Origin of the sequence: Komagataeibacter intermedius TF2, assembly GCF_000964425.1 — a bacterium.
Classification (GTDB): Bacteria; Pseudomonadota; Alphaproteobacteria; order Acetobacterales; family Acetobacteraceae; genus Komagataeibacter; species Komagataeibacter intermedius.
Map to the genome: position 1 here is coordinate 20,081 of NZ_BANF01000059.1, position 18,940 is coordinate 39,020.

Annotated in this window: 16 protein-coding genes and 2 tRNA genes; 14 read left to right on the top strand and 4 right to left on the bottom strand. The window is 62.9% G+C overall.

What is annotated here, in order from left to right:
- Positions 1-121 precede the first annotated feature (121 nt).
- From hfq to B7449_RS09825, 3 genes are all read left to right on the top strand, one after another.
- Positions 122-406, top strand: a complete 285-nt coding sequence (gene hfq / locus B7449_RS09815; protein ID WP_039735503.1) for an RNA chaperone Hfq — start codon at positions 122-124, stop codon at positions 404-406.
- Positions 403-1,713, top strand: coding sequence for a GTPase HflX (gene hflX, locus B7449_RS09820; protein ID WP_039735504.1), 1,311 nt, complete (start codon positions 403-405; stop codon positions 1,711-1,713). Before hfq ends, hflX begins: the two co-directional genes overlap by 4 nt.
- Before the next feature lie 114 nt (positions 1,714-1,827).
- On the top strand, positions 1,828-2,667 hold the full coding sequence (locus B7449_RS09825) for an inositol monophosphatase family protein (RefSeq protein ID WP_039735505.1): 840 nt from the start codon (positions 1,828-1,830) through the stop codon (positions 2,665-2,667).
- 123 nt (positions 2,668-2,790) lie between these two features.
- On the opposite strand, the gene mazG is transcribed toward B7449_RS09825, so the two are convergent.
- Positions 2,791-3,579 carry a nucleoside triphosphate pyrophosphohydrolase gene (gene mazG / locus B7449_RS09830; RefSeq protein ID WP_039735507.1) on the bottom strand — a complete coding sequence of 263 codons (789 nt, stop codon included), beginning with the start codon at positions 3,577-3,579 and terminating at the stop codon, positions 2,791-2,793.
- 97 nt (positions 3,580-3,676) lie between these two features.
- Here mazG and argC point away from each other — a divergent pair, with 97 nt between their 5' ends.
- The 5 genes from argC (at position 3,677) to B7449_RS09855 (ending at position 8,609) form a co-directional block, all read left to right on the top strand.
- The gene (gene argC / locus B7449_RS09835; protein WP_039735508.1) at positions 3,677-4,612 is read left to right on the top strand and encodes an N-acetyl-gamma-glutamyl-phosphate reductase; all 936 of its coding nucleotides are present in this window, start codon (positions 3,677-3,679) and stop codon (positions 4,610-4,612) included.
- Between the two features lie 74 nt (positions 4,613-4,686).
- A tRNA-Leu gene (locus B7449_RS09840) sits at positions 4,687-4,770 on the top strand.
- Between the two features lie 54 nt (positions 4,771-4,824).
- Complete coding sequence (locus B7449_RS09845) at positions 4,825-6,006, top strand: phosphoserine transaminase (protein ID WP_039735510.1); 1,182 nt, start codon at positions 4,825-4,827, stop codon at positions 6,004-6,006.
- 76 nt (positions 6,007-6,082) lie between these two features.
- Positions 6,083-7,234 (top strand): ATP phosphoribosyltransferase regulatory subunit, encoded by a 1,152-nt coding sequence (locus B7449_RS09850; protein WP_039735511.1) that lies wholly within the window; start codon positions 6,083-6,085, stop codon positions 7,232-7,234.
- A gap of 85 nt (positions 7,235-7,319) precedes the next feature.
- On the top strand, positions 7,320-8,609 hold the full coding sequence (locus B7449_RS09855) for an adenylosuccinate synthase (protein ID WP_039735513.1): 1,290 nt from the start codon (positions 7,320-7,322) through the stop codon (positions 8,607-8,609).
- 138 nt (positions 8,610-8,747) lie between these two features.
- Here B7449_RS09855 and rpoH read toward each other — a convergent pair whose 3' ends face one another.
- Together rpoH and B7449_RS09865 are read right to left on the bottom strand one after the other, a co-directional pair.
- Entirely contained in the window at positions 8,748-9,650 is a 903-nt protein-coding gene (gene rpoH / locus B7449_RS09860; RefSeq protein WP_039735515.1) for an RNA polymerase sigma factor RpoH, read from the bottom strand.
- Positions 9,651-9,892: 242 nt separating this feature from the next.
- Positions 9,893-10,864: an RluA family pseudouridine synthase gene (locus B7449_RS09865; protein ID WP_039735517.1), complete on the bottom strand. Its 972-nt coding sequence runs from the start codon at positions 10,862-10,864 to the stop codon at positions 9,893-9,895.
- A gap of 48 nt (positions 10,865-10,912) precedes the next feature.
- On the opposite strand from B7449_RS09865, the gene B7449_RS09870 reads away from it, so the two are divergent.
- Positions 10,913-11,272, top strand: a complete 360-nt coding sequence (locus tag B7449_RS09870; protein WP_039735520.1) for a hypothetical protein — start codon at positions 10,913-10,915, stop codon at positions 11,270-11,272.
- 67 nt (positions 11,273-11,339) lie between these two features.
- Positions 11,340-11,415, top strand: a tRNA-Glu gene (locus B7449_RS09875).
- A 199-nt stretch (positions 11,416-11,614) separates the two neighbouring features.
- Here the strand turns inward: B7449_RS09875 and B7449_RS09880 are convergent.
- Positions 11,615-11,953 (bottom strand): hypothetical protein, encoded by a 339-nt coding sequence (locus tag B7449_RS09880; RefSeq protein WP_039735521.1) that lies wholly within the window; start codon positions 11,951-11,953, stop codon positions 11,615-11,617.
- 51 nt (positions 11,954-12,004) lie between these two features.
- Between B7449_RS09880 and B7449_RS09885 the strand changes: the two genes are divergently transcribed.
- From B7449_RS09885 to B7449_RS09900, 4 genes are all read left to right on the top strand, one after another.
- Positions 12,005-13,084, top strand: a complete 1,080-nt coding sequence (locus B7449_RS09885; RefSeq protein WP_039735522.1) for a glycosyl hydrolase family 8 — start codon at positions 12,005-12,007, stop codon at positions 13,082-13,084.
- Positions 13,081-14,094: an endoglucanase gene (locus B7449_RS09890; RefSeq protein WP_242407760.1), complete on the top strand. Its 1,014-nt coding sequence runs from the start codon at positions 13,081-13,083 to the stop codon at positions 14,092-14,094. Before B7449_RS09885 ends, B7449_RS09890 begins: the two co-directional genes overlap by 4 nt.
- Positions 14,095-14,284: 190 nt before the next feature.
- Entirely contained in the window at positions 14,285-16,522 is a 2,238-nt protein-coding gene (bcsA, locus tag B7449_RS09895) for a UDP-forming cellulose synthase catalytic subunit (protein ID WP_048883595.1), read from the top strand.
- Positions 16,509-18,938 (top strand): cellulose biosynthesis cyclic di-GMP-binding regulatory protein BcsB, encoded by a 2,430-nt coding sequence (locus B7449_RS09900; RefSeq protein ID WP_235721083.1) that lies wholly within the window; start codon positions 16,509-16,511, stop codon positions 18,936-18,938. The genes bcsA and B7449_RS09900 overlap by 14 nt, the downstream gene beginning before the upstream one ends.
- Positions 18,939-18,940 lie beyond the last annotated feature (2 nt).

Genomic DNA, 18,940 nt, shown 5'->3' on the forward strand with positions numbered 1-18,940 from the left:
TTGCCCCCTTGGCCCATCACTGCTAGACAACGAACTGTGATACGGACGGTGGCAACGCCGTAGCATGACACGCGAATGTGCCGTGTGAGTCCGCCCAACAAGCAACAAGTAAGGCCCTGCCGTGGCAAAAGAACCTTCACAGAATGTCCAGGACGTGTTTCTCAACCACGTCCGCCGGTCGAAAACGCCGGTTACCATTTTCCTCGTCAATGGCGTCAAGCTGCAGGGAATCATCACCTGGTTTGACAACTTCTCCGTCCTGCTGCGGCGCGACGGGCATACGCAGCTTGTGTACAAGCATGCGATCAGCACCGTCATGCCCGCGACGCCCGTCAGCCTGTTCGAACCCCCGGCCGAAGCCGAGGGCACAGAGGAGCGTGCACCCACGGATGGCAGCCCGTCGTGACGGCGGGGCAGCCTTCCTCCGCCACCCGCGCTGCCGTCATCCTGCCGTGGGAACGTCCCGACCGGCATGACGATGCCCGCGCTGCCGAAGCCCGACTGGAAGAAGCGGTGGGTCTTGCCGCGTCCATCGGGCTGGTGGTGGTGTGCCAGGCGGTGCTGCTGCTGCGCGCGCGCAGGCCGGCGACCCTGCTGGGTGGCGGGCAGGTGGATTCGCTCAAGGAGACGGTCAAGGCGGACAACATCACCGTTGTCATCATCGACTCCCGCCTGACGCCGGTGCAGCAGCGCAACCTTGAACGCGCGCTGGGCTGCAAGGTGATCGACCGGACCGCGCTGATCCTTGATATCTTCGGTGAACGCGCCGCCACGCGTGAAGGCACGCTGCAGGTCGAACTCGCCCATCTGGAATACCAGCGCAGCCGCCTTGTGCGGACATGGACCCACCTTGAACGCCAGCGCGGCGGCTTCGGCTTCCTCGGTGGTCCCGGTGAAACCCAGATCGAGGCTGACCGCCGCATGATTGGCGACCGGATCGTGCGCCTCAAGCGTGAACTCGAACAGGTCCGCCGCACCCGTGGCCTGCACCGGCAGGCCCGCAGGCGGGTGCCGTTCCCCATTGTGGCGCTGGTTGGCTATACCAATGCGGGCAAGTCCACCCTGTTCAACGCCCTGACCGGGGCCAGCGTGTATGCGCAGGACCAGCTGTTCGCAACACTGGACCCCACCATGCGCGGTATCCAGCTGCCTTCGGGGCGGCGGGTGATCCTGTCGGATACGGTGGGGTTCATCAGTGACCTGCCGACCGAACTGATCGCCGCCTTCCGCGCAACACTGGAAGAAGTGGCGGAAGCCGACATCATCCTGCATGTGCGTGATGTCTCGCATCCCGACAGCGCATCGCAGCGCACTGACGTGATCGAGGTGCTGGAAGGCATGGCCCGCAGCGGCACGATCGAACAGGACTGGCAGTCCCGCGTGATCGAGGTGCTGAACAAGGCCGACCTTGTGGGCGGACGTGACGCGGTGGGCGCGCGGCCGGGAAATGTGGTCATTTCCGCCATTACCGGCGATGGCCTGCCCGACCTGCTGGCCGCGATTGACGAACGCATGACGCGGGCGATGGAAGTCGCCGCCTATCGCGTGCCGCTGGCCGAAGGGGCCGCGATGGCGTGGCTGTATGAACATGGCGAGGTCACGCAGCGCGAGGATGGGGAAGACGGGGTGGAGATGACCGTCCGCCTGTCCCCCGCCAACCGCGCGCGGTTCGAGATGCAGTTTGGTCGCGTCGTGACCTGCCTGCAGGATTAGGCCGGAGACCGGTGCGCTGACTGTCCTGTGACCGTGGGCGGGGTGGAAAACATGTGCCTGCGGGCGCATGGATAGGCACCGGTAAACGACTGACATGCATGGCGGAGGACAGCAATGACGGCACGGATCACACTGGCGGACATGCACAAGGTGGTGGATATGATGCGCGGTGCCGCGTCGCGCCATGTCATGCCGTCCTTCCGCTGTCTGGATCGTGCCGACATCCGCAGCAAGACCGGCCCGCTGGATATCGTGACCGTGGCCGATGAAGCCACCGAACGCGACCTGACCCTGGCCCTGCGCGCCGCATGGCCTGCGGCCCACGTGCTGGGGGAAGAAGCGGTGGCGGCCGATCCTGCCCTGCTGGACGGTCTGGCGACGGCTGACCTTGCTTTCGTGATCGATCCCATTGACGGCACCGCCAATTATGCGGCGGGCGTGCCGCTGTTTGGCGTCATGGTTTCCGTCGTGTCGCGGGGGGAAGTGGTTGGCGGGGCGATTGTCGACCCGGTCTGTGATGTCGCGGTGCTGGCCGTGCGCGGGCAGGGGGCATGGCTGAATGATCGTGGCGGGGTCGAACGCAGGCTGCATGTGGCGTCCCCCGTCGCGGCGCGCGACATGTCGGGCAATGCATCGTGGCGTTACCTGCCGGCCCCCGTGCGCGACGTGGTGACGCATAACCTGCCCAAGGTGGCGGGATCATGGGATTTCCGCTGTGCCGCGCATGAATACCTGATGCTGGTTGATGGGCGGTGTCACTTCCTGCTGTTCAACCGCACCATGCCATGGGACCATCTGGCAGGGTGGCTGATCCATGCGGAGGCCGGGGGCTATAGCGCCCATTTTGACGGTACCCCCTACCGTGTCACGGATCGTAGCGGCGGCCTGCTATATGCGCCGGACAGGGCAAGCTGGCAGGCGCTGCGTGATTTGCTGCTGACCCCCGCTGCATAAAAAACCGGGGAAAAGTTTCCGGGTGCCGCCCTTTTGCAAAAAGGCGGCGGTCCCTGGAGCTTTCTGAAAAAAGCTTCGCCAGAACCCTTTGATGGCTTGCGCGGTGTCGATCCCGGCGCGGGATCAGTCCTGCGCCGCGCGTTCACGGCGTTTGACGGCCTGCCAGCCTTCTTCCATGGTTCTGACATCCACATCCGTCAGTGCAAGGCCGCGGGCGGCGAGGTCGTGCTCGACTGCGGTGAAGCGGCGGGTGAACTTGGCATTGGCCTGACGCAGGCAGGCTTCGGGGTCCATGTCCAGCTTGCGCGCAAGGGTCGCCAGCGTGAACAGGACATCGCCGAGTTCATCGAATATCTTCGCCCGGTCGCCGCTTTCCAGTTCGACCTTCAGTTCGTCCAGTTCTTCATCCACCTTCGCCGCGACCTCGCCCACCGTATCCCAGTCGAAACCGGTGCGGGCCGCGCGCGCGGACAGCTTGCGCGCGCGCAGCAGGGCCGGCAGGCCCACCGGCACGTCATCCAGCGTGCCGCCCCTGTTGCGGGCCAGCCTTTCCTGCGCCTTGCCGGTTTCCCACTGGCCTGCCTCGGCCGGGGCATTGCCAAATACGTGCGGATGGCGGCGGACCATCTTGTCGCCAATCATGCGGGCCACGGTGGCGAAATCGAACATGCCTTTTTCATCGGCCATCTGCGCGTGATAGACGACCTGCAGCAGAAGGTCGCCCAGTTCGTCAGGCAGGCTGTCCCAGTCCTCGCGCGCGATGGTGTCCGCGACTTCATACGCCTCTTCAATGCTGTAAGGCGCGATGGAGGCGAAATCCTGCGCCTGGTCCCATGGGCAGCCGGTCTGCGGGTCACGCAGGCGGGCCATGATGTCCAGCAGGCGGGCAAGGGCGGAAGAAGCGTCGTGCATGGGTGGGCAGTCCTGCCTGTTTGTATTGCGGTCGGGCACAGGTTTTGTATAGATCGGCCATCCCGAGGCGGGAAGTTTTTATCAGGACACACCGAACATGAGCAGCAGTGGACAGGCAACGGTCTTTATTGATGGCGAAGCGGGCACGACGGGACTGGGTATTCGCAATCGCCTGCGTCACCTGCCCGTCACACTGCGTTCCATCGATCCCGAACGCCGCAAGGATCCCGATGCCCGGCGGGAGATGATGGCGGCGGTCGATATCGTCATCCTGTGCCTGCCTGATGCCGCGGCAAGGGAGGCGGTGGCCATGGCCGACGCCATGGGCAGCGCAGCACCGCGCATACTTGATGCCAGCACCGCGTTCCGGACCGATCCGGCATGGGTTTACGGCTTTCCCGAAATGGATGCAGCCCGGCCCGCCGCCATCCGTGCCGCTGCGCGCGTGTCCAATCCCGGCTGTTACCCCACCGGGCTGATTGGCCTGCTGCGCCCGCTGATCAAGGCGGGGCTGGTGCCTGCGGATTACCCTGTCTGCGTGAATGCCGTCAGTGGCTATAGCGGCGGTGGCCGCAGCATGATCGAGGCGCATGAGCGTGATGGCGGTCCGGCGTTCGAACTGTACGGGCTGGGTCTTGGCCACAAGCACATGCCGGAAATGACGCTGTATGCCGGTCTGGCGCAGCCGCCGGTTTTCGTGCCGTCGGTCGGGCATTTTCCGCAGGGGATGATCGTGTCCGTGCCGCTGCATCTGGATCGCCTGCCCGGCCGGGTGGGCATTGCGGACCTGCATGCCGCCCTGAGTGCGCATTACCGGGGTTCGGACCGCGTCACGGTGGCCGAACCATGCGCGAAACTGCTGGCGGATACGCTGGCGGGCACCGACCGGATGGAACTGCGCGTGCATGGAAACGACGCGCTGCGTCAGGCCGTCCTGACCGCGCGGCTGGACAATCTGGGCAAGGGCGCATCGGGGGCGGCACTGCAGAATGTGGCGCTAATGCTTGGGCTGGAACCGCCGCCGCCCGTGTGATATAGCGGGTCCGCAAGACGTCCCAGGACTGATTGCCGTGGCATTCCGTCCCGCACAGGGCGGGCTGCCTGTATGCGAGAGTGACGGAACGGTAGACGTAGTCGACTCAAAATCGACCGCCGAAAGGCATGGGGGTTCGAATCCCCCCTCTCGCACCAGTCTGGCGCACCGCCCGGTGTCGCTGTCCCTTTGCCCGTGTCGCGAACAGGACGATGTCTCCCTTGCCTGATGCCCTTACTGCAAAGCCGTCCGTGCGGCCTGCCAATCCGTGCTTTTCTTCCGGTCCCTGCGCCAAGCGTCCGGGCTGGTCGCTCAATGCCCTGTCGGATGCGCTGGTGGGGCGTTCGCATCGTTCGACCGAAGGGCGCGCGCGGCTGAACGAGGTTATTACCCGTTCAAAGGCCATCCTTGGCATGCCCGAAGACTGGGTGCTGGGCATCGTGCCTGCGTCCGATACGGGTGCGGTGGAAATGGTGCTGTGGTCCATCCTGGGCACCCGCCCGGTGGACGTGCTGGCGTTTGAAAGCTTTTCCGCCACCTGGGCCAACGACATCATTGCGCAGCTGAAACTGCCCGATGCCCGCGTGCTGAAGGCCGATTATGGTGAAATCCCCGATCTGGCGCAGGTGGACTGGGCGCGCGATGTGGTGCTGACATGGAACGGCACGACATCGGGCGCGCGCCTGCCGTATGATGCCGCCATTCCCACGCAGCGCGACGGGCTGGTGATATGCGACGCCACATCCGCCGCCTTCGCCATGGACCTGCCGTGGGAAAAGCTGGATGTGGTTACATGGTCATGGCAGAAAGTGCTGGGTGGCGAAGCCGCCCATGGCATGCTGGCCCTGTCGCCGCGCGCGGTGCAGCGGCTGGTGTCCACGCCAGCCCCCCGCGCACTGCCCAAGATCTTCCGTCTGACCAACAGCAAGGGCCTGATTGACGGCATCTTCCGTGGCGACACGATCAACACGCCGTCCATGCTGTGCGTGGAAGATGCGCTGGATGGTCTGAAATGGGCTGAAGACGCTGGCGGCCTGAAGGGGCTGATTGCCCGCAGCGAAGCCAACCTTGCCGCCATTGCCGACTGGGAAGCACAGTCCGGCTGGGCGCAGTTCCTTGCCCCCAACCCGAAGCACCGTTCCAGCACGGCCATATGCCTGCGTATTGTCGCCCCATGGTTTACCGCGCTGGACCATGCGGGCCAGACGGCGGCGGCCAAGAAGATCGTGTCCCTGCTGGGGCAGGAAGGAGTGGCGATGGACGTGGGCAGCTACCGCGATGCGCCGCCGGGCCTGCGGTTGTGGGGCGGGGCCACGGTGGAAACTGCCGACCTGCGGGCTGTCCTGCCCTGGCTTGACTGGGCTTACGCGCAGGTGCGCGCCCAGCACGCCTGATCCCTGTTTTTCCATGTCTGACCCGTCATGCTCCGCCTGTCACGGGGGGCATGATGCCGCACGATAGGCCCCCGATATGACAGATGATCCGCCGTTCAATCCCGCGCTGCTGCCTGCAGGGTTCGTGGACAGGCTCCCCCCCGAGGCCGAGGCCGAGGCAGCGGGGGTCGAGACGCTGATGCGCGTATTCGCGGCCCATGGGTATGACCGCGTGACGCCGCCATTGCTGGAATTCGAGGAAACGCTGCTATCGGGTTCGGGCGCGGCCGTGGCGGAACAGACCTTCCGCCTGATGGACCCCGATACCCGGCGCATGATGGCGCTGCGGCCCGACATGACGCCGCAGATCGCGCGCATTGCCGCAACACGGCTGCCTGATGTGCCGCGTCCCCTGCGTCTGGCTTATGCCGGACCCTGTATCCTTATGGACAGCAGCCGTGGCGATGGCGAACGTCAGATTTCGCAGGCGGGGGTCGAACTGATCGGTCCCGACCAGCCTGAGGCAGATGCCGAAATTGTCGCCATCGCGGCTGAATGCCTTGCCACCCTCGGGGTGCAGGGTGTGTCCTTTGACCTCACCATGCCCTCCCTGACCACGGCGCTGGTCGATGCGGGCCGGTTTGACGGACATGTGCGCGGCATGCTGATGCGCGCGCTGGACCGCAAGGATGCCGCCGCCGTAGCGCGCCATGGCGGGGAACTGGCCCCGGTGCTGATCCGTCTGCTGCATGCCGCGGGGCCGGCCCATGGGGCGCTGGCGGAACTGGCGGCGGTGGACCTGCCGCCCGTGGTGCGGGCCCACAGCGTGCGGCTGGCGGCGACCGTTGCCGCGATCGAGGCGCGCGTGCCCGGTATCCGCCTGACGGTGGACCCGGTGGAATTCCGTGGCTGGCAGTACCATACCGGCGTATGCGTCAGCGTATATGCCGCGGGCCAGCGCGAAGAACTGGGCCGGGGTGGTCGCTACCTGTCCAATAATGACGAGCCGGCCTGTGGCCTGACCCTGCGGCCCGACATCATCCTGCGCGCGGCCCCGCCGCTGCCGTGCCGGACACGGGTGTTCCTGCCGTGGGGGACGCCGCCAGAAGTGGGGGGCGCCCTGCGCGCCGGGGGCTATGCCACGGTCAGCGCGCTGGGGGATGAAGGTGACGCAGGGGCCGAGGCACGACGCCTGTCCTGCACGCTGGTGGTGGTTGATGGTCAGCCCGTGCCGGTGGATGGTATCTGACTTTATTTCGTTAATTGTTTGATAAACAAGGTTTTTCCGGCTGGTCGCCTTTATTCCGGTCGGGCAGCATAGCAAGGAGCATGAAATGTCCAACGTCACCGTGATCGGCACCCAGTGGGGTGACGAGGGCAAGGGAAAGATTGTGGACTGGCTGGCCAGCCGGGCCGATGTGGTCGTGCGTTTCCAGGGTGGCCACAATGCGGGCCATACGCTGGTGGTGGGCGATCAGACCTACAAGCTGTCCCTGCTGCCGTCCGGGCTGGTACGTGGCAAGATGGGCGTGATCGGCAATGGCGTGGTGGTTGATCCCGAAGCGCTGCTGAAGGAAATCGACCGCGTGACGGCGCAGGGCCTGAAGGTCACGCCCGAGACGCTGAAGATTGCTGAGAACGCGCCCCTTATCCTGCCGGTGCATGGCGCGCTGGACCGTGCGCGTGAAGCCGCGCGTGGCGACCGTAAGATCGGCACGACGGGTCGTGGCATCGGTCCGGCCTATGAGGACAAGGTGGCCCGTCGCGCCATCCGTCTGTGTGACCTGGCCGAGCCGGAAACGCTGGACTGGAAGCTGGACGAACTGCTGCTGCACCACAACACCCTGCTCAAGGGGCTTGGGGCGGAGACGTTCACCAAGCAGGACCTGCTGGACTTCCTCAATGGCGTGGCGCCGCGCGTGCTGCCCTTCATGGCGCCGGTATGGGACCTGCTGGATGACAGCCGCCGCAGCGGGGCGCGCATCCTGTTCGAGGGTGCGCAGGCGGTAATGCTGGACGTGGACCATGGTACCTATCCGTTCGTGACCAGTTCCAACACTGTTGCCGCCAATGCGGGCACGGGCGCGGGCGTGGGACCGACCAGCATCGGTTTCGTCCTGGGCATTGCCAAGGCGTACACCACCCGCGTGGGTGAAGGGCCATTCCCCAGCGAACTGCATGACCAGATGGGTCGCACGCTGGGCGAACGCGGGCATGAATTCGGCACGGTCACGGGGCGTCCGCGCCGCTGTGGCTGGTTCGATGCCGTGCTGGTGCGTCGTGCGGTGCGCGTGGGTGGCGTGAACGGCCTGGCGCTGACCAAGCTGGATGTGCTGGACGGTCTGGACGAAATCAGCATCTGCGTTGGTTATGAACTGGACGGCAAAAAGATCACGGCCTTCCCGTCGGCACCCGGTGCGCAGCAGCGTATCCGTCCGGTGTTCGAAACGATGGAAGGCTGGAAGGACAGCACCAAGGGCGCGCGTTCGTGGGCTGAACTGCCCGCGCAGGCGATCAAATATGTCCGCCGGATCGAGGAACTGGTTGAAGCGCCGGTAACCCTGCTGTCCACCAGCCCCGAACGTGATGACACCATCCTGATGCGCGACCCGTTCGAGGACTGATCGGAACGTCACAAAAATTTTGGGAGGCCGCCTTTTTCAAGGCGGCGTTTCCTGAAGTTTTGTGAGCCGGCACAGACAAAAAGCCCCGCAACGCCAGAAGCGTGCGGGGCTTTTTTTAACGGGATGGCTGTCGGGCGGTCAGGTGTCGGCCTGTGCCGTGTGCTGTGCGCGACGGGAGGCAACTTCCGCCTTCATCGCAGTCTGAACCTTTTCAAAGGCACGGACCTCGATCTGGCGCACGCGTTCACGCGAAATATTGTAGACATGCGACAGTTCTTCCAGCGTCGCCGGTTCATCCTTCAGCCGCCGTTCGGTCAGGATATGACGTTCACGGTCGTTCAGGGATTTCATGGCGTTGGCCAGCAGCGCCTGCCTGCCGGAATATTCCTCGCTCTGGGCAAGGGTTTCTTCCTGGTTGTCATTGTCATCAACCAGCCAGTCCTGCCATTCCCCTTCGCCATCCATGCGCAGCGGCGCATTCAGGCTGTGGTCGGGGGCGGCAAGCCTGCGGTTCATGTTCACCACGTCCTGTTCGGGCACGCCGAGGGACTGGGCGATCTTGTTGACCTGTTCGGGCTGCAGGTCACCGTCATCAATGGCCTGCATCTGTCCCTTGAGGCGACGCAGGTTGAAGAACAGTTTTTTCTGGGCGGCGGTTGTGCCGATCTTCACCAGTGACCAGCTATGCAGGATGTATTCCTGTATTGCGGCGCGGATCCACCACATGGCATATGTCGCCAGCCGGAAGCCACGGTCGGGGTCGAAGCGGCGGACCGCCTGCATCATCCCGATATTGCCTTCGCTGATCAGTTCGCCGACCGGCAGGCCATAGCCGCGATAGCCCATGGCGATCTTGGCGACGAGACGCAGATGGGAAGTGACGAGTTTATGCGCGGCTTCGGTGTCGCCCTTGTCCTTCCAGCGGCGCGACAGACGAAGCTCCTCCTCGGGGGAGAGCATGGGGAATTTGCGGATGTCCCGAAGGTATTTGGACAGGTTGTTTTCGGGACCGGAAATAAGAGCAGAAGCAGAAGAGGCCATTGTAACGGACTCCTGTTCCAGAGGGACGGGACAGCTTTAATCCGGACTAACGTAACCGTTACCGGAAGGGTTGCATCGTCTCTCTGATAGACGCACGACTGGACATCTCACGTCCCTGTATATGACCCCCGTCATGGGCAGTTTTATACAGGACGTCCAGTTAGCCTGGGGGCGTCGGCCCCGGCGAACAATCACCGAACATAGGCATCCTGCCCCGTTGTGTCAATGAATATGCCTGCAAATCAGGCAATACTGGACAGCAGGTGACGGAAATCTTCCGGGGGCGCGGTCTCGAACAGCATCTGCTCACCGCTGCGCGGATGGACAAAGCCCAGACGGCGCGCATGCAGCGCCTGACGGGGGAAGTCCAGCGCCGCATCCTTTGCCGCGGGGGGCAGGCTGCGTGATGCGGCCGGAATCCGGCGCAGGTAAACCGGATCGCCCACCAGCGCGTGTCCGGCATGGGCGAAGTGGACCCGGATCTGATGGGTGCGTCCGGTCGCCAGCCTGCATTCCACATGGGCCAGGCCGCCATGGAAGGTGTCCAGCACACGGTAATGGGTCAGCGCCATCTTGCCGCCGCCATTGGCAATGACCGCCATGCGCTTGCGGTCGCGCCGGTCGCGCCCGATCGCGCCATCGAATGACCCGCTGGCGGGCGTGGGAATGCCCCAGCAGATGGCCTGGTACGCACGGTCGATCCTGCGTTCGGCAAAGGCGAGGGAAAGCGCCTGGTGCGCCATTTCGGTCTTGGCCGCGACCATGATGCCCGATGTGTCCTTATCCAGCCGGTGCACGATTCCCGGTCGCCGTTCACCCCCGATTCCGGTCAGCCCTTCGCCGCAATGGGCCAGCAGGGCGTTGACAAGGGTGCCGTCCTCGTTTCCCGGCGCAGGGTGCACGACCATGCCTGCGGGCTTGTCCAGCACGATCAGGTCGCGGTCCTCATATAATATGTCCAGCGCGATATCCTGCCCCTGCGGCGTGGCGGGGATTGCGGGGGGGATATGAATTTCATAACACATGCCTGCCCGCACGGGTTCCGCCGGGTCCCGCAGCGGGCTGCCGTCGCGTAACAGATGGCCGCTTTCCATAAGGGACTTGACGCGTGAACGCGAAAGGCCGTCGACCACATTGGCAATGAAACGGTCGGTGCGCTGGCCTGCGTCATTGGCGGTGGCGATGACAGGGGCAGGGGGGGCAGTGTCAATCATGGCATGTGTCTATCGGAAAAAACGGTATTCGGGAACGGAAAGCACAGAATGGAAAAACAGGGATCGCGCGCGCTGCTTGCGGCGGTGATCGGCATGGGGGTCCTGCTGTTCATCGGCTCGCTGGCGCTGGTTGGCGTACTGGTGCACCGGATGATGCATCCCGCCGCGCCCGCCCCGGTTGCGGTGGCGGGGGCGACGGTGCCGGCCCCCGTCATCGCGGGGCCGGGCGTGCAGGCAGGGGATCTGGTGGTGGATGAAGCGCCGGGAACGCATGTGCAGTCCATTACCGCCCGCCCCGATGGGCTGCTGGCGGTGGTGCTGACCGGCGGGGAAAGCGTGGACCGTGTGGTGGTATGGGACCCTGCCGGCCGCCGCATCGTGGCGCGACTGGTTCTGGGGCGGTCCTGACCGCGGGCGGCGCGATTCTTTTCTTGCATCCCTGCGGGTGATCGCATAGAACGCGGCACCGGCCTTTGTCCCGTTCGTCTAGAGGCCTAGGACACCGCCCTCTCACGGCGGCAACACGGGTTCGAATCCCGTACGGGACGCCAGTTTCTGGCTGTTTATACCCTGGTCGCTGAATGAAAGCCCGCCGCAAGGCGGGCTTTTCGTATGTAATGGATAGTTGTCCGGGTTATTTTCATTGAAAAGCAATCAATCTATGGCATGGCGACGTTTTTCATATTAATATATAATAAAGGCATCTTATATATTTGCCGAAACGCTTTGCGCAAAAAGCATTGATTCATGTCAAATGGCGTCGAAATTTAAAAATATTTTCCGCCTTTTAATTTTGGGGCGGATGGCAGCATATTGGAACCCGGTCATTTTCCATATTTCTCTTTTGATTTCTGCAGGAATAATCAACGGGATTTTCCGGGGGAGTCTGCTGGCCCGACGTGATAAAAATGCAACTTTACCCCCTTTCCGGTCCGTCAGGACGCTGGTGGCAGTTTCGCCATTGGGGGGGAAGGCGGTATGCTTCCCTTCCGTAATAAAGTCTGTCTCGTAGTAGTCATGTGTGGCTTGCAGGATGGAGGAGTTTGCGATTAAGGCGTCATGGGTGCCGCCGGGCGGGAAGTTGAACACCGGTTTCCGCCTGTGGTTGCATCGGTTCTGATTTCTAGTGTGTGGTGATCAATGCTGTTGGATTTTATGAAGCTGCAGAAACATGTATCCGGGATGGGGCGTCGGTCCTTTCTGTCCGTCATGGCGGCTACCGGCAGCATTCCATTCCTTTCGGCGGCTGAAGCAGGGGACGGCACGGCGGTGAGCCAGCAGTGGGCCATTTTCCGTAGCAAGTATTTCCATCCCGACGGGCGTATTGTCGATACCGGCAACAGCGGCGAATCCCACAGCGAGGGGCAGGGCTACGGCATGCTGTTCGCCGCCACGGCAGGTGACCAGGCAGCGTTCGAGGCGATATGGGTCTGGGCGCGCAACAACCTTCAGCACAAGACCGATGCCCTGTTTTCCTGGCGTTACCTGGACGGGCATAACCCGCCGGTGGCGGACAAGAACAACGCCACCGACGGGGATCTGCTGATTGCGCTGGGTCTGGCACGGGCTGGCAAGCTTTGGAAGCGGGCAGACTATATCCAGGACGCTATAAACATCTACGCCGACGTGCTGAAGCACATGACCATGAAGGTCGGTCCCTATACGGTACTGCTGCCGGGGGCGGACGGATTCGTCACCAAGGAAGCGGTGACCCTCAACCTGTCCTATTACGTCATGCCGTCCCTCCTGCAGGCGTTTGAGCTGTCAGGCGAATCCCAGTGGCAGACCGTGATCGAAAATGGCCTGCGCATCATTGGCAAGGCACAGTTCGGTGAATGGAAGCTGCCGCCGGACTGGCTGTCGATCAACCGGCAGACGGGTAATTTCTCCATCGCAAAGGGCTGGCCGCCGCGTTTCTCCTACGACGCGATTCGCGTGCCGCTTTACCTGTACTGGGCGCATATGCTGTCGCCGGAACTGCTGGCTGATTACACCCGGTTCTGGAACCATTTTGGTGCATCCGCCCTGCCGGGTTGGGTTGACCTGACAAATGGTTCGCGTTCGCCCTATAATGCGCCGCCCGGTTATCTGGCCGTTGCGTCGTGTTCGGGTCTGGCATCAGCCGGGGAACTGCCCACGCTGGATCATGCGCCGGATTATTATTCCGCAGCGCTTACACTGCTGGTCTATATCGCCCGTGCCGAGGGAGGTGGGATGTGAGTTCAGCCGATAAGGACGCAGGGACACCGGCGCCACACCGTAATGTGGACATGGACAATCCGCAGGATGTGTCCCGCATGCTTACGACTGGCTATGGTCTGAGCGGCGAAGGCTTTCATTACCATTCCTTCCGGTCCATCGTGCGGGATACGCCCGTGGATGTTCCTGAAGAAGCAGATCACGACGACACGCATGCCTACGTCGAGGAGCATTATGCCGAGCCGGAGCCGTATGCGTCGGCTCCCGCAGTTGCACCTGCGCCGGAACCAGAGCCGCCTGCCGTCACGCCTGTAGCCATGCCTCCCATTGTGGAGGAAGCGCCGCCACCGCCACCGCCACCGCCACCGCCACCGGCTCCGGTTGTGCCGGAAGTCGTGCATGTGCCGCAGCCGCCTCCGCAGCCCGCGCCGCCTGTCATGGAAACGGTCGCGCCGGAACCGCCGCCCCCATCCCCCCCTCCGCCGGAAACCGTGGTGTCACCCGCACCGCAGCCCAGGCCTGCCGCAACGACACCTGATGTCGTGCAGTCGGGTGGGCGGGAACGGCGTGGCCTGCCACCATTTGTCGCGCCTGCTACGCCACCGCGTCCGGCGCCGGCGCAGTCCGCTTCCTTCACGATTGAAGCCCCGGAGCCGGAAGTTGTCGCGACGGATGAGTGGGCTCCCGTACCCAAGGCGCAGCAGCGCCGGGGACAGCGCCCGACCGGGCCTGGATTCTTTTTTGCCAAGGCAGGCGACCGGACCCAGATGGCCCGGCTGTTCCAGCCGACACCGGTGCCGATGCCCCGGCCTGTTTCCAAACCTGCTTCCAAGGTGACCACGATGACAAAATTCGACAAGAATTCATGGAATGAAAGCGCGGGACGTCGTCCGGCGCCGACCGATAACTCCCCGACCCTGACCGAAGTGTTCATGACATTGGGGGGACGGGCGACCGACCGCCTGATCCCCAAGCCGAGCCTGCGTGAGGCCCTGCTGCGCAAGCGTGAGGAAGAGAACGAGCAATCCTGATCCCGACAGGCGCGACCGGTCATGATGGCAGGCCGGTCCGCGACGGGATACAGGGCAGGGGGCCCGGGCCCCGTATGACCCGCGTGCCATGCGGGCCGAAAGGCGACATGACGGACCAGATGCGTCTGACGGTTTTCTTTTGAACGTAACTATCTGTTTTATCAGTATTTATTAATCGGACGAGTTATTGATGTCAGAGGTTCAGTCGTCAGCGCCTGCGGAAAGCTGGTTCGGCCGCTTTTCCAACAAGATACTGTCACTGCGTGGTGCCAGCTATGTCGTTGGGGCGTTGGGGCTTTGCGCCCTGCTTGCCGCAACCATGGTTACGCTGTCGCTTAATGAACAGATGATTGTGGCATTAGTGTGTGTGGCGGTATTTTTTATCGTCGGCCGCCGCAAGAGCCGTCGCACCCAGGTCTTTCTGGAGGTGCTTTCGGCGCTGGTGTCCCTGCGGTATCTGACGTGGCGGCTGACGGAGACGCTGGACTTCGATACCTGGACGCAGGGCGTGCTGGGTGTCACGCTGCTGCTGGCGGAACTGTATGCGCTCTATATGCTGTTCCTCAGCTATTTCCAGACGATTTCCCCCCTGCATCGTGCGCCGCTGCCACTACCGGCCAATCCCGATGACTGGCCCACGGTTGATATTTTTATCCCGACCTATGACGAAGCACTGAGCATCGTGCGCCTGACGGTGCTGGGGGCGCTGGGTATCGACTGGCCGCCCGACAAGGTGAATGTCTACATTCTGGATGATGGCAGGCGTGAAGAATTCGCCCGCTTTGCCGAGGCCTGCGGCGCGCGGTACATCGCCCGTCCCGATAACGCGCACGCCAAGGCCGGTAACCTGAACTACGCCATTAAACATACGACGGGCGATCACATCCTCATCCTGGACTGTGACCACATCCCGACGCGCGCCTTCCTGCAGATCGCCATGGGCTGGATGGTCAGCGATTCGAAAATCGCCCTGCTGCAGACGCCGCATCACTTCTATTCCCCCGATCCGTTCCAGCGTAACCTGGCCGTGGGGTACCGCACCCCGCCCGAAGGCAACCTGTTCTATGGCGTCATTCAGGACGGTAACGACTTCTGGGACGCGACCTTTTTCTGCGGGTCGTGCGCCATCCTGCGCCGTAAGGCGATTGAGGAAATCGGCGGCTTCGCAACCGAAACCGTGACCGAAGACGCCCATACCGCGCTGCGTATGCAGCGCAAGGGCTGGTCGACCGCCTACCTGCGCATTCCGCTGGCCAGTGGCCTGGCGACAGAACGTCTCATCACGCATATCGGGCAGCGTATGCGCTGGGCCCGTGGCATGATCCAGATTTTCCGTGTCGACAACCCGATGCTTGGCCCGGGTCTGAAGCTGGGACAGCGTCTTTGCTACCTGTCGGCCATGACGTCGTTCTTCTTCGCCATTCCCCGCGTCATCTTCCTTGCATCCCCGCTGGCCTTCCTGTTCTTCAGCCAGAATATCATCGCGGCGTCGCCGCTGGCGGTGGGGGTCTATGCCATCCCGCACATGTTCCATTCCATTGCGACCGCGGCGAAGGTCAACAAGGGCTGGCGTTATTCGTTCTGGAGTGAAGTGTACGAAACCGTCATGGCGCTGTTCTTGGTGCGGGTGACCATCGTCACGATGCTGTTCCCCTCCAAGGGCAAGTTCAACGTGACGGAAAAAGGCGGCGTTCTGGAACGTGAGGAATTCGACCTCACCGCCACCTATCCGAATATTATTTTCGCCGGCATCATGGCGCTTGGCCTGTTGCGTGGGGTATATGCGCTGATCTTCCAGCACCTGGACATCATTTCGGAACGTGCGTACGCGCTGAACTGCATCTGGTCGGTGATCAGTCTGATCATCCTGATGGCGGCAATCTCCGTGGGGCGTGAAACAAAGCAGTTGCGCCAGAACCACCGTATCGAAGCCCAGATTCCCGTTACGGTTTATGATTACGATGGCAATTCAAGCCACGGCATTACCGAAGACGTCTCCATGGGCGGTGTGGCGATCCATCTGCCATGGCGTGAGGTCACGCCCGATCAGCCTGTACAGGTCGTAATCCATGCTGTACTGGATGGCGAGGAGATGAACCTTCCGGCCATCATGATCCGCAGTGCCCGGGGCAAGGCGGTGTTTACGTGGTCGATCAGTAATATTCAGGTTGAGGCGGCCGTGGTCCGGTTCGTGTTTGGACGCGCCGATGCCTGGCTGCAGTGGAATAATTATGAGGATGACCGGCCGTTACGAAGCCTGTGGAGTCTGATCCTCAGCATCAAGGCACTGTTCCGCAGGAAGGGTCAGATGATTGCCCATAGTCGTCCCAAAAAGAAACCAATTGCACTGCCGGTTGAGCGTAGGGAGCCAACAACCAGCCAGGGTGGTCAGAAACAGGAAGGAAAGATCAGTCGTGCGGCCTCGTGATATGAAAATGGTGTCCCTGATCGCGCTGCTGGTTTTCGCAACGGGAGCGCAGGCTGCCCCGATTGCGTCCAAAGCGCCAGCCCACCAGCCTACGGGCAGTGATCTCCCCCCCCTGCCTGCGGCGGCACCGGTGGCGCCAGCGGCGCAACCTTCCGCACAGGCAACTGATCCGGCATCAGCCGCGCCCGCATCCGATGCGGGAAGCGCCAGTAACGCGGATGCAATACTGGACAATGCCGAAAATGCGGCAGGCGTCGGTACCGATGTTGCAACTGTCCATACCTATTCCCTTCAGGAACTGGGTGCGCAGAGTGCATTGACCATGCGCGGCGCCGCCCCGCTGCAGGGGCTGCAGTTCGGGATTCCGGCGGACCAGCTGGTGACATCGGCCCGACTGGTCGTGTCCGGGGCCATGTCGCCCAACCTCCAGCCTGATAACAGCGCGGTGACGATCACGCTGAACGAACAGTATATCGGCACGCTGCGTCCCGACCCGACGCATCCGGCATTCGGGCCGCTGTCATTTGACATCAACCCGATTTTCTTTGTCAGCGGCAACCGCCTGAACTTCAACTTCGCTTCAGGTTCCAAGGGGTGCGCGGACCCGACCAACGGGCTGCAGTGGGCCAGCGTGTCCGAACATTCGCAGCTGCAGATCACGACCATTCCGCTTCCTCCCCGTCGTCAGCTGGCCCGTCTGCCCCAGCCCTTCTTTGATAAGACTGTAAGGCAGAAAGTCGTCATTCCGTTCGTCCTTGCACAGACATTTGATCCCGAGGTGCTCAAGGCCTCCGGCATCATCGCGTCGTGGTTCGGGCAGCAGACCGACTTCCGTGGGGTCAATTTCCCCGTCTTCTCCACCATTCCCCAGACCGGCAATGCCATTGTGGTTGGCGTGGCGGATGAACTGCCGGCGGCGCTGGGCCGTCCGTCCGTCAGTGGCCCCACCCTGATGGAGGTCGCCAACCCATCCGATCCCAACGGCACGGTGCTGCTGGTGACAGGGCGTGACCGGGATGAAGTCATTGCCGCAAGCAAGGGGATCGGCTTCGGGTCCAGCGCCCTGCCGGTCGCCAGCCGCATGGATGTGGCGCCGATTGATGTCGCCCCGCGCCAGGCCAATGACGCGCCGTCCTTCATTCCCACCAGCCGCCCGGTCCGGCTGGGGGAACTGGTGCCGGTCAGCGCCCTGCAGGGCGAAGGGTATACGCCGGGCGTGCTGTCGGTTCCGTTCCGCGTGTCGCCTGACCTTTATACGTGGCGTGACCGTCCGTACAAGCTGAACGTGCGTTTCCGCGCACCGGATGGCCCGATCCTTGATGTGGCGCGTTCGCATCTGGATGTCGGCATCAACAATACATACCTGCAGTCCTATTCACTGCGGGAGCAGAGTTCGGTTGTCGATCAGCTGCTGCATCGTGTTGGCGTGGGCACCCAGAACGCGGGCGTGGAACAGCATACGCTGACCATTCCGCCGTGGATGGTGTTCGGTCAGGATCAGCTGCAGTTCTATTTTGACGCAGCCCCGCTGGCGCAGCCCGGCTGCCGTCCCGGCCCAAGCCTGATCCACATGTCGGTTGACCCGGATTCGACCATCGACCTGTCCAACGCCTATCACATCACGCGCATGCCCAACCTGGCCTATATGGCCAGTGCGGGGTATCCGTTCACGACCTATGCCGACCTGTCGCGTTCGGCAGTGGTGCTGCCGGATCATCCCAATGGCACGGTGGTCAGCGCTTATCTCGACCTCATGGGCTTCATGGGGGCGACGACATGGTATCCCGTCTCGGGCGTTGATATCGTTTCGGCCGACCATGTCAGTGACGTGGCGGACCGGAACCTGATTGTCCTGTCCACCCTGTCCAACAGTGCGGATGTGTCTGCCCTGCTGGCCAACTCGGCGTACCAGATTTCGGACGGACGGCTTCACATGGGGCTGCGTTCTACTCTGAGCGGCGTGTGGAACATCTTCCAGGATCCGATGTCGGTCATGAGCAACACGCACCCGACCGAGGTCGAGACCACGCTGAGCGGTGGCGTCGGCGCGATGGTGGAAGCGGAATCGCCGCTGGCGTCCGGCCGCACCGTGCTGGCCCTGCTGTCGGGTGACGGGCAGGGGCTGGACAATCTGGTCCAGATCCTGGGGCAGCGTAAGAACCAGGCGAAAGTGCAGGGCGATCTTGTGCTGGCGCATGGCGATGACCTGACATCCTACCGCAGTTCGCCGCTGTATACGGTTGGCACGGTGCCGCTGTGGCTGATGCCTGACTGGTATATGCATAACCATCCCTTCCGCGTGATCGTGGTCGGGTTGGCTGGCTGTCTGATGGTGGTGGCTGTCCTGGTGCGCGCCCTGTTCCGCCACGCGATGGTCCGTCGCCGGCAGTTGCAGGAAGAAAGGCAGAAATCGTGATC

What these genes read in the sequence shown, in the direction of transcription:
- B7449_RS09825 (WP_039735505.1), top strand. Translation starts at nt 1,828, where the DNA reads ATGACGGCACGGATCACACTGGCGGACATGCACAAGGTGGTGGATATG.
- mazG (WP_039735507.1), bottom strand. Translation starts at nt 3,579, where the DNA reads ATGCACGACGCTTCTTCCGCCCTTGCCCGCCTGCTGGACATCATGGCC.
- argC (WP_039735508.1), top strand. Translation starts at nt 3,677, where the DNA reads ATGAGCAGCAGTGGACAGGCAACGGTCTTTATTGATGGCGAAGCGGGC.
- B7449_RS09845 (WP_039735510.1), top strand. Translation starts at nt 4,825, where the DNA reads ATGTCTCCCTTGCCTGATGCCCTTACTGCAAAGCCGTCCGTGCGGCCT.
- B7449_RS09850 (WP_039735511.1), top strand. Translation starts at nt 6,083, where the DNA reads ATGACAGATGATCCGCCGTTCAATCCCGCGCTGCTGCCTGCAGGGTTC.
- B7449_RS09855 (WP_039735513.1), top strand. Translation starts at nt 7,320, where the DNA reads ATGTCCAACGTCACCGTGATCGGCACCCAGTGGGGTGACGAGGGCAAG.
- rpoH (WP_039735515.1), bottom strand. Translation starts at nt 9,650, where the DNA reads ATGGCCTCTTCTGCTTCTGCTCTTATTTCCGGTCCCGAAAACAACCTG.
- B7449_RS09865 (WP_039735517.1), bottom strand. Translation starts at nt 10,864, where the DNA reads ATGATTGACACTGCCCCCCCTGCCCCTGTCATCGCCACCGCCAATGAC.
- B7449_RS09870 (WP_039735520.1), top strand. Translation starts at nt 10,913, where the DNA reads ATGGAAAAACAGGGATCGCGCGCGCTGCTTGCGGCGGTGATCGGCATG.
- B7449_RS09885 (WP_039735522.1), top strand. Translation starts at nt 12,005, where the DNA reads ATGCTGTTGGATTTTATGAAGCTGCAGAAACATGTATCCGGGATGGGG.
- bcsA (WP_048883595.1), top strand. Translation starts at nt 14,285, where the DNA reads ATGTCAGAGGTTCAGTCGTCAGCGCCTGCGGAAAGCTGGTTCGGCCGC.